This window comes from Effusibacillus consociatus (assembly GCF_042652925.1).
GTDB lineage: Bacteria > Bacillota > Bacilli > Tumebacillales > Effusibacillaceae > Effusibacillus > Effusibacillus consociatus.
Genome location: NZ_JBHSHC010000002.1, coordinates 23,882 through 37,960, shown reverse-complemented (window position 1 = coordinate 37,960; position 14,079 = coordinate 23,882). Strand labels below are relative to the sequence as shown.

General features: G+C 45.0%; 14 protein-coding genes. 9 read left to right on the top strand and 5 right to left on the bottom strand.

The features are described from left to right. The first annotated feature begins 90 nt into the window (after nucleotides 1-90). On the top strand, nucleotides 91-672 hold the full coding sequence (locus ACFO8Q_RS00215) for a hypothetical protein (protein ID WP_380023382.1): 582 nt from the start codon (nucleotides 91-93) through the stop codon (nucleotides 670-672). A 160-nt stretch (nucleotides 673-832) separates the two neighbouring features. Then, on the top strand, nucleotides 833-994 hold the full coding sequence (locus ACFO8Q_RS00210) for a hypothetical protein (protein WP_380023381.1): 162 nt from the start codon (nucleotides 833-835) through the stop codon (nucleotides 992-994). A gap of 132 nt (nucleotides 995-1,126) precedes the next feature. On the opposite strand, the gene ACFO8Q_RS00205 is transcribed toward ACFO8Q_RS00210, so the two are convergent. The 3 genes from ACFO8Q_RS00205 to ACFO8Q_RS00195 are packed head-to-tail and all read right to left on the bottom strand — an operon-like array spanning nucleotide 1,127 to nucleotide 4,329. Continuing rightward, a complete protein-coding gene (locus ACFO8Q_RS00205) occupies nucleotides 1,127-2,044 on the bottom strand; it encodes an NAD-dependent epimerase/dehydratase family protein (protein WP_380023380.1) in 918 nt (305 codons plus the stop codon). A gap of 19 nt (nucleotides 2,045-2,063) precedes the next feature. Next, nucleotides 2,064-3,029, bottom strand: coding sequence for an NAD-dependent epimerase/dehydratase family protein (locus ACFO8Q_RS00200; RefSeq protein WP_380023379.1), 966 nt, complete (start codon nucleotides 3,027-3,029; stop codon nucleotides 2,064-2,066). Nucleotides 3,030-3,042: 13 nt separating this feature from the next. Continuing rightward, entirely contained in the window at nucleotides 3,043-4,329 is a 1,287-nt protein-coding gene (locus ACFO8Q_RS00195; protein ID WP_380023427.1) for a nucleotide sugar dehydrogenase, read from the bottom strand. Nucleotides 4,330-4,693: 364 nt separating this feature from the next. Here ACFO8Q_RS00195 and ACFO8Q_RS00190 point away from each other — a divergent pair, with 364 nt between their 5' ends. The 6 genes from ACFO8Q_RS00190 to ACFO8Q_RS00165 all read left to right on the top strand — a co-directional run bounded on the left by ACFO8Q_RS00190 (nucleotide 4,694) and on the right by ACFO8Q_RS00165 (nucleotide 10,166). Then, on the top strand, nucleotides 4,694-5,944 hold the full coding sequence (locus ACFO8Q_RS00190; protein ID WP_380023378.1) for a glycosyltransferase family 4 protein: 1,251 nt from the start codon (nucleotides 4,694-4,696) through the stop codon (nucleotides 5,942-5,944). Beyond that, nucleotides 5,919-6,722 carry a hypothetical protein gene (locus ACFO8Q_RS00185; protein WP_380023377.1) on the top strand — a complete coding sequence of 268 codons (804 nt, stop codon included), beginning with the start codon at nucleotides 5,919-5,921 and terminating at the stop codon, nucleotides 6,720-6,722. Before ACFO8Q_RS00190 ends, ACFO8Q_RS00185 begins: the two co-directional genes overlap by 26 nt. A 158-nt stretch (nucleotides 6,723-6,880) precedes the next feature. Next, complete coding sequence (locus tag ACFO8Q_RS00180) at nucleotides 6,881-7,807, top strand: hypothetical protein (protein ID WP_380023375.1); 927 nt, start codon at nucleotides 6,881-6,883, stop codon at nucleotides 7,805-7,807. 145 nt (nucleotides 7,808-7,952) lie between these two features. Beyond that, nucleotides 7,953-8,099: a hypothetical protein gene (locus ACFO8Q_RS00175; RefSeq protein WP_380023374.1), complete on the top strand. Its 147-nt coding sequence runs from the start codon at nucleotides 7,953-7,955 to the stop codon at nucleotides 8,097-8,099. Further along, nucleotides 8,092-9,486 carry an arsenic transporter gene (locus tag ACFO8Q_RS00170; protein ID WP_380023372.1) on the top strand — a complete coding sequence of 465 codons (1,395 nt, stop codon included), beginning with the start codon at nucleotides 8,092-8,094 and terminating at the stop codon, nucleotides 9,484-9,486. The genes ACFO8Q_RS00175 and ACFO8Q_RS00170 overlap by 8 nt, the downstream gene beginning before the upstream one ends. A 17-nt stretch (nucleotides 9,487-9,503) precedes the next feature. Then, nucleotides 9,504-10,166, top strand: a complete 663-nt coding sequence (locus tag ACFO8Q_RS00165) for a DUF2642 domain-containing protein (RefSeq protein WP_380023371.1) — start codon at nucleotides 9,504-9,506, stop codon at nucleotides 10,164-10,166. A gap of 114 nt (nucleotides 10,167-10,280) precedes the next feature. On the opposite strand, the gene ACFO8Q_RS00160 is transcribed toward ACFO8Q_RS00165, so the two are convergent. Together ACFO8Q_RS00160 and ACFO8Q_RS00155 are read right to left on the bottom strand one after the other, a co-directional pair. Next, entirely contained in the window at nucleotides 10,281-10,583 is a 303-nt protein-coding gene (locus ACFO8Q_RS00160) for a hypothetical protein (RefSeq protein WP_380023369.1), read from the bottom strand. A gap of 121 nt (nucleotides 10,584-10,704) precedes the next feature. Then, nucleotides 10,705-12,282, bottom strand: a complete 1,578-nt coding sequence (locus tag ACFO8Q_RS00155) for a glycosyltransferase (protein WP_380023368.1) — start codon at nucleotides 12,280-12,282, stop codon at nucleotides 10,705-10,707. A 335-nt stretch (nucleotides 12,283-12,617) separates the two neighbouring features. Here ACFO8Q_RS00155 and ACFO8Q_RS00150 point away from each other — a divergent pair, with 335 nt between their 5' ends. Next, complete coding sequence (locus tag ACFO8Q_RS00150; protein ID WP_380023366.1) at nucleotides 12,618-14,051, top strand: glycosyltransferase family 4 protein; 1,434 nt, start codon at nucleotides 12,618-12,620, stop codon at nucleotides 14,049-14,051. Nucleotides 14,052-14,079: the final 28 nt, after the last annotated feature.

The window sequence follows — 14,079 nt, the reverse complement described above, 5'->3', positions numbered from 1 at the left end:
TTATAGGGGCAAGCGCCCTTTTTCACAATTCGGCATATTCTGCAGTGTGCCCGATATCCGGGCAAGAATCCAGGGAGGGGAGTTTGCCGCATGAGTAAAGAAGAGAATGTATTGACACCGGGGAATGAAGTTTCTGAAAGAGAGGGAATGCTGAAAGGGACTGACACGAGTGATTGGGAGGGAACAACAGTTCCGGGCCAATCGCCAACACCGGGTTTTGTATGGGATCAGGTTCCTTATGCACCGCCGTTTCACATAGCGCAGGGAACCGCATATCCACAAATGTATCAGGTCCCAACGAATTACTTTCAAGAATTCCCGCACCTCACAAATTCAATTGTCGGGGAGAGAACAACAGACGGAGAAAATCACCAATTGCCTTGGGGAAATCCCTATGGATATCCGTTAAGCCACTACGGATACTCGCCATACTCCTACTATCAGTCCTATCAGCATAATCACGATCAAGCAACCGAAGCTTCCCAGTTGGCTACTACTGACACTGCACGAGACAATCAGGGAGATACCCGGCTTTTCCCGTTCTTTCCTCCATTTGGATTCGGTTTTGGCTTTCCGTTCTTTCCGAGGCCTTTCTTTCCCGGACCGTTCTTTGGACCTTTCTTTCCAAGACCTTTCTTTCCGGGACCATTTTTCCCAAGACCGTGGTGGTAATAACAACAAAACGGCTCTTCCGGAATTCCGGGCGGGCCTTTCTTTTAGAGGTGGATGTGGACAAGCCGGTATTTTGTCACGAAACATTCAAAAAACTCAGTGGACATTTTTCAGATAATTTGTATAATAGTGTTTAAATACTTTCAGGAGGGATCAGAACATGAAACAAGTGGAGCCTTGCGCGCTTTGCCAAGAATTGACCGATATAGAGAAAGAGACCCCGTCCTACATGCGGGAGCATTTTATTGATGGTGCCGGACAGCTGTGTGAGCATTGTTATGAAGACATTGCACAGAACAAGGAATGGCACAATTTGCTGTAAAGAATAGACGAAACCTCCTGCCGGGCGGCAGGAGGTTTTTGTTTACTGGAAGCAGTGCTATTATGTGGATGGCAGGAGCCCGGACCGGCTAAAAAAGGGCTAACGTTTAGGAGGAAGCATGAGCGAATCAGCTCAAGCTTCCTGCATAAGCAAATGATAGCTTTCCTCCAATCCGTGAACTATATCATATTTGGGCTGCCATCCCAATTTCTCATAAGCTTTCCTATTATCCAGACAGCTGTGTTTAATGTCTCCAGGTCTTTCCTGCTCATACACAACAGGAAGATCGGTGCCGTGAAGCTTGCTTAATAGGCGGACCACCTGATTAATAGATGTACGGGTGGACGTTCCTACTTGAATCACGTCCTGTTTGCCATGTTGAAAAGCTGCCAGATTAGCGGCTACTACATCTTTTACATAGACGAAATCCCGCGTTTGTTCTCCGTCTCCATGGATACGAAGGGGCAATCCTTTTTTGATTCGATCCAGAAAGATCGCAACCACTCCCCCTTCTCCTTTTGGGGTTTGCCGGGGACCATAAACATTTGCGTAACGCAAAATCGTGTACGGGAGTCCGTACAACCGATGAAAGATCCGTATATAGGCTTCTGGTGTTAATTTGGAGACTCCGTAATAGGAAATTGGATCAGTGGGATCATCTTCCGTGATTCGATCCGTGTTGAGATCCCCGTACACCGCACAGGATGATGCATAAATGATTTTTTTGACTGACGCCTGGCGGCAAGCCTCAAGCACGTTTACTGTTCCAATTATATTGACTTGTGCATCATATCCGGGATCATGGATGGACCGTTGTACGTCGACTTGGGCCGCTTGGTGAAATACTGCGTCCGGCCGTTCACGCAGGATTAAATCTTTGGCCTCTTGGCTGCGGATATCCAGAAAATGAAAGGTAGCTCCCGGGTTTATATACTCCCCGGAACCGGTGGCTAAATTGTCAATTACATGCACCTTGGCCCCTGCCGTAACGAGCGTGTCAACGAGATGAGACCCTATAAATCCAGCCCCTCCGGTTACGATGGCCTTCATTTCCATTACCTCCGAGGTGTTAGGTGTTGTTTTGGCGATACCATTCAATGGTTTTTTTCAGCCCGTCTTCCAGCCCGACCGTGGGCGAGTATCCCAAAACCATCTTGGAACGGGTCAGGTCGGGAATCCGTGCCGGCATGTCTTCATACCCGGGTCCGTAGGCTTTCTCATACGGCACCTGAACAATCGGGGAGGATGAACCAGTAAGCTCCCGAATTGTTGAGGCCAAGCTGCGAATTGTTATCGGTCGATCGGAGCCGATATTAAAAGCCAGCCCGTTTGCCTGTCGGTCCATGGCAGCCAGAGTCCCCGCAACAGTATCTTGAATGTATGTGAAGCATCGGGATTGTGTTCCATCTCCATATACTTCAATCGGGTGGTTGTTTAACGCCGCACGAATAAAGCGGGGCACGACGCCGCCATATTGCGAAGAGGTTTGGCGGGGACCATAGGCATTGAAATAACGAACCACCGTTATAGGCAACCCTTTTTCCGCATAAGCAAAGCACAGGTGTTCATCAATCGCTTTGGCGGTTGCATAACACCAGCGGTGTACGGAGGGAGCCCCCAACACACGATTCGAGTCTTCTTTAAAGGGGAGGTTCTCGTTCTTTCCATAAATTTCCGAAGTAGATGCAAAAATTACTTTGACACGTTTTTGATAAGCCAGTTCAAGAACATTTCTGGTTCCGTCTATATTCCCTTCTATCACTTTTAACGGATTCTCCACGGTGTTTTTTACACCCAGAATTGCCGCCAGATGGAATATCACATCACTGCGATCGATCAATTCTTGCAGCACGTTGCGGTTTAACACGGAATCATGAACAAATGTGTGTTCCGGATGATGCTTCACATTGTTTAAAAAATCGGGTTTTCCTGTCGATAGGTCATCCAACGTCCATACCTGATGTCCCAACTGCAAGAGACGTTCCACGAGATGGGACCCGATGAATCCGGCTCCACCTGTGACAAGGATTTTCATGAGTGTCCCCCCTTTACAGTAAAACCACGTTGCCGAGATGTTTGAATTTACCGGTAGCATTTCTTGTATCAATCACCAGTGGTGAATAGGTGACGATCGATTCATAGGGAAGGCCGGTATGATCAGTTAAAATCAAAGTGCAATCATGGTGCTGAACATATCTCCGAGTGAGAGAACTTCTTTTAATTTGAATTCCCCCCACCTCAATCTCTTCAATAAAGGGATCATAGAAATTGACTTTGGCTCCTCTTGCAAGAAGCCCTTCGATAATTTTGAGTGCCGTCGACTCCCGAAGATCATTCACATCTTTCTTGTAGGTCACTCCGATCACAAGGATGCGGCTGTCCTTAAGAGGCTTTGCGGAAAGCTGCTTTTCAACCTTTTCAATTAAAAACTCGGGCATCCGTTCGTTAATCTGATGAGCAATATCAATGAATTTCAAATCGAAATTGTGAGTTTTCGCTTTCCATGAGAGATAGAGAGGATCCACCGGGATACAGTGTCCGCCGATTCCCGGGCCAGGATAATAGGGAGTAAAACCGTACGGCTTTGTGCTGGCCGCAGCGATTACCTCCCAAAGGTCGATCTTCATCACATCACACAACATGGCCAGTTCATTCATGAATGAAATATTGACCAAGCGTTGACTGTTCTCAAGAAGCTTTGTCATTTCTGCGGCCCTGGCGGAAGATACGACAACTACCTGCTTAAAGATAGTTTCATAGAGACGTTTCCCGAACTCAGTACACTTTTGTGTTACTCCCCCGACTACTTTAGGAATGTCATCCAAAGCATATTTATCTTGGCCGGGGTCGATGCGTTCTGGGGAATAGACCAACGATATGTCTCTTCCAACTTTCATTCCTTTCGACTCAATAAGCGGTAATAGTTCTTCCTCTGTGGTTCCCGGATATGTGGAGCTTTCTAAAATCACCAATTGGCCATAACTCAGATAGGGCAACGCATTTTTCAGAGCTTCCCGGACAAATCGCAGGTCAGGTTTCACCTGTTCATCCAGTGGGGTTGGAACGCAGATGATTACTGCATCCACATTTTGAATAACATCATAGGAGCTGCCGACATGGAATCGGCCCTTGGCAAACATGTTTTTTATATCTCCATGGGGAAAATCGGATAGATAGCTTTGTCTTTTTGAGAGTTTCTGAATCTTGTTTGGATCGAGATCGATTCCATAAACTGTATGTCCTTTATTGAGAAATAAACGGGCGAGCGGCAGACCTACATACCCCAGCCCAATTATTGCAACCGTGTAATGAATAGCATTTTCCAATTCAATCACCTCTTTCCGTAAAATTAGAACTTGTTTGATTCCCCCCATTTCTCGGTACTGAACCAGATGAGGGATTCTTTTGCTTTCTATCCTACGAGGAGAACCTTTTAATGGTAATAGACAAGTATCCTCACGCGTCGAAAAATAGATAAATCACTCTGGGCAATCTGCACAAAAGCGGCGAATTCCTGTGATCACGCGATTTTTTTAAAAAGTCGATCGGGATATTTCGGGGTGGAGATATAAGCGGGACACTATTTTGGCTAGTTTTCAAAATAGCTAGATACCCATATGAAAATGGACGATTAACTCTTTCAAAAGATGGTAAGCGGACATAGGATATAGCGACTTCGGTCAGGAAAGGGTGGGAGGAATGCGAATATTACTGGCAACATATTGGTATCTTCCGCATGTCGGAGGGGTATCAACCTATGTGTATTTGTTAAAACGGGAGTTGGAGCGGATGGGGCACCAAGTTGACATCTTCGCCCATCACCCGGATATGCAGAAATACTACATGCCAAACAATGGACGCTATCTTGAAAAATCAAAGGTCAAGGATCTGATCTACGAAAAAGTGCTTCGGTACTATGATGAAAGGCTTCCACAGGTAGACCCTTGGATCCGTTGGAGGGAAATCGAGAGGTACAGTTTCGAAGCGGCGGCCACTGTCTTTGGTTTGGCCAAATACGATTTGATTCACACCCAGGATATCATCTCTACACGGGCGCTTTGGCGGGTCAAAGAGAAACGGACTCCTTTGATCTCAACGATTCATGGATGTCTGGCGACCGAATTCCTTTACTCGGGAGAGGTAAAGGACAGAAATTCTCTACCCTGGCATTATGTGGCTTCCGAAGAATATTTCGGAGCGATGTCGAGTGACATTACGATTGTGCCTACGCAATGGCTGAAGAATTTGCTGGTGCAGGATTTTAGAGTTTCTGAATCCCAACTGGTTGTGGTTCCCTATGGAATGGATATTTCCTCTTTCCAGAAAAAAATGGGAAGCAGTTCAAAACTGATTCGTCCCGGCGATAAGAAAATTCTCGCTTGTCCTGCCCGGTTAGTACCTGTGAAGGGACATGAGCATCTGTTGAGCGCCCTCGCAAGGCTCAAACAGGACCGGGACGACTGGATATGCTGGCTGATTGGAGACGGCCCGTTGCGGGAGAACTTGGAACAGCAAAGCAGGAGCCTAAATCTCGAACAACACGTGAGTTTCCTGGGGAATCGGGATGATGTTCCTGTTCTGCTAAGGCAAGCGGATATATTCGTGCTTCCCAGCCTGCAAGATAATTTGCCTTTCTCCGTAATGGAAGCCCAGGTAGCCGGCAAACCGGTTGTAGTGTCGAACGCGGGAGGAATACCGGAAATGGTGGAGCACGGGGAAACGGGCTTGATCTCACCTGCAGGCGACAGTGAGTCGTTGTATCAAAATCTAAAAAAAGTCATTGAAGATGACTCTCTCCGGGCACAGATTGCCGAAAGTGCAAAAGAATGGGGAATGCTTCAATGGTCTCTTGATACAATGATGGATCGTACGTTGTGCGTATATGAAAGAGTAATTCCGAAATTGAGAAAAGGAGTGGTCCCACTTGCCCGACAAAGAAAAACAAACTAAGAAAAAGAAAAGCGAGAAAAAGAAACGTCGTGATGAGCGGGAAAAAAATAAAAAAGAGAAAGCGAAGAAAAAAGAAATGAAAGCCAAGAAAAAAGAAGAAAAGGCGAAGAAAAAGGCTAAGAAAAAAGAAATGAAGGCGAAGGAAAAGGCCAAGCAAAAAGAAAAGAAGGCAAAGTCGAACAAAGAAAAGAAGGCAGATAACAAGCAAAAGGAAAACAAGAACCACAGTTCTCAGAAACAACAGAGCATTAAAGATGCTGTTGCGTTTTTCAGACAACGGGCAAATTTGCAAAAACAGCTAAAGAAAAAGCAATTGGTCATGAGTAAGGAGAACTTCGACGTTACAGAAAACGAAGAGATGGAAAATGAAGCTGAAATGGAAAACGAAAATGCTATGGAAAAAGAAGTCGAGAACGAAGATGAGACGGAAAGTGAAAAAAATGAAGACACGCTGGAATACGCCGTGCCATTGAATGAAAATTGGAACTCTTTGAGCACGGGAACCAATTTATATGATTCGATTTTCGGATTTCAAGTAGACACTCCCAATGTTTGGCCGGATCCCACAGTGTGGAATATCGTTTACGCCGCTGTACCGGCGGACTACACCATTCCGGATCCGGTGTTTATTAACGAATTATCGCAGCGGGTGGCCTGGAATTTGGTTCAGGAAACGCTTCCGGAGGACAATTCGTCAAATTTCAATAACTTTATCGAAGCCCTTATCCAACCTCCTGGACAAACAAAAGGAGAGGGTACTATATCCGACTCCCAATGATCCGAGGGCTAGGCTGCTAATCCAGGTTGATTGTCATAGTTTCCAATGTGCACTAGTGGAATTAGTTGAAATAAGGCGAATGCTTGGTACAACCATAATGCAAACTGCGTATTCATGCAGTATCACGGGAAATGACAAATGAAAGGGGACAAATGCCAGTGGAAAAGGAAATGACTCTACCAATTCTTGAGTCGCTCGTCGGAAAAGTTGTACGAATCAATAAAGGGGGACCGGAATCCAAAACCGGAAAATTGTTGGCTGTTCAGTCAGATTATGTGGTAATGGAAACCATCAATGAACAGAATCAAAAATCGGAAGAAAAAGCCAAAGGAAAATCGAAAGAAAAAGCCGCAGAACAATCCGGCGGAGTAGCCCTGCAGACATTGCAAGAAATGACAAATGCCACTCAGATTGTATACTATCGCACCCATCACATTAAAAGCGTTAAAGAAGATACTACGGATATTAGCGGTCTTACACTCCCGTCTGATGAAGAGGAAACTTCGGAGTATATCGAAGCTCAGGACTTCCATCAGATGCTGGGAGGTTTCTTGAACGAGTGTGTTCGGATTGACAGAGGAGGACCGGAATCCAGATGCGGTTGGTTGCTCGCTGTAAAACCGGATCACCTGGTGCTGCAAACTAAAGAAGATGGAGTTCTGTATTACAATCTTGAGCACATTAAAAGCATCAGTTCAGAGATGCTTAGCGACAATCAATTACAGAGCGGTTTGTCCGCTGATATGTCCCTAACGTATCTGGATGCCGATGATTTTAACGAGTTGTTTGAAGGCATGAAATACTATTGGGTAAAAATCAATCGTGGGGGTCCTGAAAGTATCGAGGGGATTCTGGTAGACGGTGCAGATGATCACATTGTGTTGGCCGTCGGTAAGGAAGTGCACCGAATTTCCACATTCCACATTCGGAATATCAGCCTTGGAGCCCAATCGCAGCAAAATACGAACGGCGGGAACAGTAACTCCGAGCAAAACGCAGAGCAAAAGAGCTCAGATAAACAGAAAAACAGCAAGAAAAAAGACAAGAAAAAAGACGGCAAGAAAAAAGACAAAAAGAAAAAATAGCGGTTGGCGGTTAGGAATAGGAAATCGCCTCGCAATCGACACTTAGTGAGCCACCCGTTTTAAGCAGTGAAGCAGTATCTGAAGGAAAAGTAAATGAGTCGGCTAAAAAAGCCTTGATAATTCAACGGGCGGAGAGGAGGATACGATGTTAATTGCAATTTTCATTGTGTTGGCTGGCTGCACACTCTATTTTCTGCTAAAACCGCCTAGTATTGCCCCGGAAACAGAAATGGTCATACATCAGAAAGTGGATGTCCCGGTATACGGTTACGAGGCGAATTCGAATGTTTGACGTGACAGCAGTCCTAACTCTAATTATATTTGCTCTCACGGTCCTCTTCATAATGTGGAGGCCGCATGGAATTAATGAGACAATCTCGACAACGGTGGGTGCGGCATTAATCCTTCTGTTGGGAGTAGTTCCTTTTTCAGATGTTTACCGAATATTGGGGATTGTCAACGGAGCCTCAATCACCATTCTATCCACAATTGCAATGTCAATTGTGCTGGAAAGCATCGGGTTTTTTCGCTGGGTGGCGTTCAACCTTATCCACAATGCGAAGGGTTCGGGGGGTGTCCTTTACTGGTACGTCAATCTTCTCTGTTTCTTGATGACCCTGTTTTTCAATAACGATGGAAGTATTCTCATTACGACACCTATCATCATACAAACTGTGACGATCTTGAATCTGAGACGAAATCAGAAGATGCCGTATCTGTTGTCCGGTGCACTGGTGGCGACCGCAGCCAGTGCACCGATTGGCGTTAGCAACCTGGCCAATCTGATCGCCTTGAAAATTGTCGGTTTGGACTTGAATACTTATGCTGCAATGATGTTTGTTCCGTCGATGATAGGCATTGCTGTGATCACACTGCTTCTTTTCATGTATTTCAGAAAAGAGATCCCAAAGAAGATCCCCGTTTTTTCAAGAACATCGTTCCCCCTCTCACTGATCCAAGAGTGGAAACACCCACAGAATCGAATACGGCATCCGTTGGCCGATCCTCCACAGAATCAAGCGCCAGATACCGGTTACGCTATCGATTGGTGGATGTTCCGTGTCTGTATAACAATCGTAATTTTGGTCAGAGCCAGTTTTTTCATTTTTTCAAGCTTAGGGATTTCGATTGAGTGGATCGCCATTATTGGTGCACTGCTTCTGATCGCTGTCAGATGGTATCGTAAGGGTATGGGGGCTTATGATGTAATAAAGAAAACTCCCTGGCACATCCTGATTTTTGCCTTCAGTATATATGTAATTGTCTATGGACTCCGGAATTCCGGTTTGATCATGCTTGTCGTTGAACAATTGCGCGACCCTGTGGCATCGAATCATCTGAATGCGAGTTTACTAATGGGAGTGTTTCTGACCGTCCTGTCAAATGTGTGCAACAATCTACCGTCCGTGATGATCGGCACTCTGGCCCTGACAGAAATGGGCTTGGACATGCAAACTCTCCAGATCGCTTATCTGGCTAACATTATCGGTAGTGATATTGGGGCACTAATCACTCCGATGGGAACTTTGGCAACATTAATCTGGATGTTCATTTTGAGAAAGAACGGAATCATAGTGTCATGGAACGAGTATCTGAGAATTACCATGCTTGTGATCCCAATCGGATTGATCATTAGTCTGTTGAGTCTCTATTTATGGACCAGGTGGTTATTTTTTTAAAGGCAGGAGGTGCAAAGATGAGTTATTTTCAATACATCGGAAAAACGGTCGATTTGGAGATTTCGGGTAAAGTCAAGCGAACAGGACTGCTTATAGACTGTGGATTGGACATTTTGGTAATCTATGATGGGAAGCATTTTCTTTATATACCGTATTTTCATATCCAACAGCTGAAATTGAACAAATCGAATGATTACGAAATCCAGAATCCGTCCGGTTCCCCCATTGATAATCAACAGGATCCGATCTCTTATCGAAAGATCCTCAACAATGCAAAGAGATTTTTATTGGAGATTTATGTAACAGGAAAACAGCCAATCTATGGTTACTTGACTAACATACTAAGCAATTATCTTGTGTTTTACTCCCCGGTTTATAAGACGATGTTTATTCCTATTAACCATCTGAAATGGTTAATTCCAAAGGATCCTGCCATAACTCCCTATTTACTTATCAAACAGCAGCCGGCCGCCAATCCCTCACATCTCACCCTGGCCCGTACGTTCCGCGAACAATTGGAAAAGCTGGAAGGCAGCATTGTGATCTTTGATTTAGGAGAAGATCCGCATAGGGTGGGAAAGCTCGAAAAGATACAAAACAATGTTGTTGAACTGGTCTTGGCAGAGGGTGACAAAGTATACTTACACCTTCAACATCTTAAAACCGTTCATTTGCCTTGATTTTCGAATGACCTTCAACGCCCTAAATTCGGTAGGGCGTTTTTCTATTTAGTAAAGCAAAGAACCGTATAGGGTATTTCTATACGGTCCTTTAAAGAGGATTTCTGCCGAGCTTTATTTTTTTTGATCGAAATCCGGTTTCATCAAGTCTGTTCCCGGTCCTGTACCAGGGGCAGTTCCCGGTCCTGTATTTGGGCCTGTTCCGGGACCAGTAAACGGCCCGGATCCGGGCATCCTTTCAGACCCGTCTTCGGATTCGACTTCCTCTGTGGGAGATTCGATTGCAACCGGTCGTTTCCGTTTAGGTTTTATTCCTACCCATAAATTTTTTGGTTGTTCCTTTTTCAGCTCTTTGGTTATATCGACCAGTTTCTTGACCGCTTTTACTTCGACTTGTTTAACTTTTTTCCGAATCATGTGTGAAACCCTCCCATCCGTATTAAGATGTTGTACACTACAATGTATTCTCGAATAGTGAAAAAGCGTTTGGACGTTTTGTGGAGCCGTTCACCCAATTGAGCTTTTCCGGGCGTTGTTTTTAAAATTCCAGATCAAATGACCAGAAGCCGGCTGCGGGAACTGAAATTCTAATCGTCTGGGTACCTATATTCGGCCCCAAACAGGTTAAGGCATAATTCCCGGGCTGTACATCCCGAATCAGGTATTCTCCGTTCTGGTTCGTTCTGACGCTGTTCAGAACCACTCCTGCCATATCAATTAAATGAACACAAGCCTCCGGGACCTCTTTATTACCGCCGTTGATTCGCACGCGGCCCCCTAATCTGGCCGCGTTGGGAAACGAGAGACCCTTCTTTTTGAGTTCTCCATATCTTTCTTTTAAATCGAGAGCAAATGGAAGATCGGGAATGTTGAAAAGGGACTTTTGTGTGGAGTTCTGCACTGTACGTTTGGAATCGAGAGCTTTCCGATACACGGACAGGGTCCGTTCTGCCATAACTTCAGCATGCCATTCTGCACGGGCACGGTGTATTGCTTCTTGGGAAATTCGAGTATACAAATCCTCGTCATTCAAAAGAAGAAGCGTTTTTTGATATAACTGATCGATGTCCTTGGGTTCGACAAGCATTCCATTTTTGAGGTCTTCAATCAATTCCACGATGCCGCCTACCTTTGATGCGATAACCGGTTTTCCAACTGTCTGGGCCTCAATGACCGCAAACGGGAGATTGTCCTGCAAAGACGGAAGCACAACTAGATCCGCAAGTGAGAGAAGGGCCGGCACATCTGATCGATCTCCCAGAAAAACTACGTGGTTTTGAAGTCCAAGTTGTTCCACCTGCTTCTCCAAGTCCCTTCTCATTACCCCGTCCCCAATCAACCAGCAGACAATGTCATTTCGTTGTTGAATAAGCAACTGCATGGCCCTTAAAAGGTAAATTTGTCCTTTAATGGTTACTAAACGGGCGGGACAGGCGATCACCTTTCTCCCCGCTTTTTCAGGGATTTGTCCTGTCGGCCGCAATCTTTCCCCAAACATCTGCGGGTCAATGCCATAGGGAATGATATGTGTTTTCGGGTGGGAGATTCGGAAACTGGAGAGGCGCTTGGAAAGCCACTGGCTGGGGAGGATTAGGTGGTCTGATGGCATGGCCCCGTAAAATTCTTCAAGCGCTAAATATTCTTGTTCTAAAGGAGTACGTGAGTGAATTTCCCCATTCACAATCCATTCGGTCGCCAGACAACCGTGAATCGTAGCGACGAGGGCCGCAGGAGCCGGTTTCGCCCGCGAGCATGAAAAAGTGGAAAAAATGTCCTGGGTATGAATGAGATCGTAGGAATCAAGTCCGATTTGTCTGCAGGCCATCTCAAACGCATATTTTTCTGCCTCATGCCGAGTCATCCAGGGAGTCAGAGTCATTTGATATTGCCGATATCCCTCGATGAGAGCCGGTTCTATCAGATGGCGAAGAGAATTTTTTTCCACTATTTGCTGTTCACCCTGCTTGAGCAGGTAAAACTTCGTTAAATCCGGGTGATGTGCAAGAATGTCCACTTCATGGCCCATATCCGCCAAGCGATTGTACAAGGTCTCCACATATGTCGATACCCCTCCGATATGTGGAAGGGGCCAGTATGTCGTCAAAAGAATTCGCAAAAAAGCTCTCCTCCTCTCCCTCTCTTCATTAAGTCGTAGTGGCAGTAAGCCTATCGACATCTTTTTTATCCTATGCAGCGCGGATGCCTGTTGCTTTACACGATTGTCCGGGTACGGATGCTAATACAGACAGCTGACGAATGTGATTCGTCCAAACCTTTCCAGTCGACCAACATATACTGAAATCACGTGTGGTCCAATCAGGATCTATCAAGTATAAAACCATATTCAACAAAAATCTGCCAAACGGCTATCGAATTGCGGATCTCAGATTGTTAAGAAGAATGTTTGACGCATATTAGTTAATTGACGTCTTAAGAAAGGAGGAATTCTCATTGAAAATTCTTTTGGTAACCTACTGGTATCTTCCACATGTCGGCGGGGTAAACACCTACATTGAAATGTTAAAGAAAGAGTTTGAAGAACATGGTCATCAAGTTGATGTATTGGCTCATTATCCGGACATGAAAAATATCTACCTGGTCAATACGGGTAAGATTATTGATAAATCACCGGTAAAAGATATTGTATACGACGAAGTATATCGCTATTATCACAACAATTTGAGTCATGTCGATCCTTGGATTCGCTGGAGGGAAATTGAGCGATATACCTTTGAGCTCATGGCAACTTTATTCAATTTGGATCAATATGATTTAATTCACAGTCAAGATATTGTATCAACCCGGGCCTTATGGAGAGTCAAACCGAATCACGTTCCCCTAGTTGCTACCATCCACGGTATACTTGCCACCGAACACCTGAATTCCGGCCAGATTGCGAGCAAGGACAGTTTTCCCTGGAAATATGCTGAGGAAGAAGAATTCTATGGACATATATCGTCGGATCAGACGATTGTTTCTACAAAATGGCAGAAAGAAGAACTAAGCAGCAAATTTCGAATTCCGAAAGACAAGCTCAATGTGATACGTTATGGAATCGAGTTATCTTCTTTTCTTGTACAAATGAACCGTGAGCCCTCTCCGCCTGTACAAAAGGATCCCAATCAACTCGTTATTGCCTGTCCGGCACGACTGGTTCCTGAGAAAGGCCATCAAACTCTTATAGAAGCACTAAGCATCCTAAAAGAAAAACGGGATGACTTCGTTTGTTGGCTCATTGGAGATGGTTTGCTGCGAAAGGAACTTGAAACATATTGCGAGCAGAAAGGCATAACACACAAAATCATATTTATGGGAAACCGTACGGATGTTCCTGCCCTATTGAATAAGGCTGACATAATGGTGCTTCCGTCCCTGCAGGAAATGCATTCATTCGCGATTATGGAAGCAGCCATCGCAGGTCTTCCCATTGTGGCTTCCAATGTCGGTGGAATACCTGAAATGATTGAGCATGGAAAAACCGGTTTGATTTTCGAAAAAGAACACAGTACCCAACTGGCTGACCGACTGTTCGAGGTGATGAGCAATGAAAAAATTCGCAATCAATTGGGCAAGGACGCCAAAGCATGGGGGATGAAGGAGTTTACATCGAAAGCAGTCTATGAACGTACGATGGCTGTATATAATCAGGCACTTCAAACATCAACATCGGTAAGCCGAAGTACCGTTGAAGCCCCCGACCTGGACGGACAGTATGGTTTAACGAATTCTGGCGGTATTCAAAGATATTATCCTGAGAGTATTTTTAAATTTGACGTGATGAGACAATTCGACCCCGATGTATGGGATTCTGTTGTGAATAGTTTACCTCTTGACTATTCAATTCCGGATACGTCATTTGTCCAAACTCTAATAAAAAAACCCTAACATGAAATCCCGACTGCGAACAATCTTG

What these genes read in the sequence shown, in the direction of transcription:
- ACFO8Q_RS00215 (WP_380023382.1), top strand. Translation starts at nt 91, where the DNA reads ATGAGTAAAGAAGAGAATGTATTGACACCGGGGAATGAAGTTTCTGAA.
- ACFO8Q_RS00210 (WP_380023381.1), top strand. Translation starts at nt 833, where the DNA reads ATGAAACAAGTGGAGCCTTGCGCGCTTTGCCAAGAATTGACCGATATA.
- ACFO8Q_RS00205 (WP_380023380.1), bottom strand. Translation starts at nt 2,044, where the DNA reads ATGAAGGCCATCGTAACCGGAGGGGCTGGATTTATAGGGTCTCATCTC.
- ACFO8Q_RS00200 (WP_380023379.1), bottom strand. Translation starts at nt 3,029, where the DNA reads ATGAAAATCCTTGTCACAGGTGGAGCCGGATTCATCGGGTCCCATCTC.
- ACFO8Q_RS00190 (WP_380023378.1), top strand. Translation starts at nt 4,694, where the DNA reads ATGCGAATATTACTGGCAACATATTGGTATCTTCCGCATGTCGGAGGG.
- ACFO8Q_RS00175 (WP_380023374.1), top strand. Translation starts at nt 7,953, where the DNA reads ATGTTAATTGCAATTTTCATTGTGTTGGCTGGCTGCACACTCTATTTT.
- ACFO8Q_RS00170 (WP_380023372.1), top strand. Translation starts at nt 8,092, where the DNA reads ATGTTTGACGTGACAGCAGTCCTAACTCTAATTATATTTGCTCTCACG.
- ACFO8Q_RS00165 (WP_380023371.1), top strand. Translation starts at nt 9,504, where the DNA reads ATGAGTTATTTTCAATACATCGGAAAAACGGTCGATTTGGAGATTTCG.
- ACFO8Q_RS00160 (WP_380023369.1), bottom strand. Translation starts at nt 10,583, where the DNA reads ATGATTCGGAAAAAAGTTAAACAAGTCGAAGTAAAAGCGGTCAAGAAA.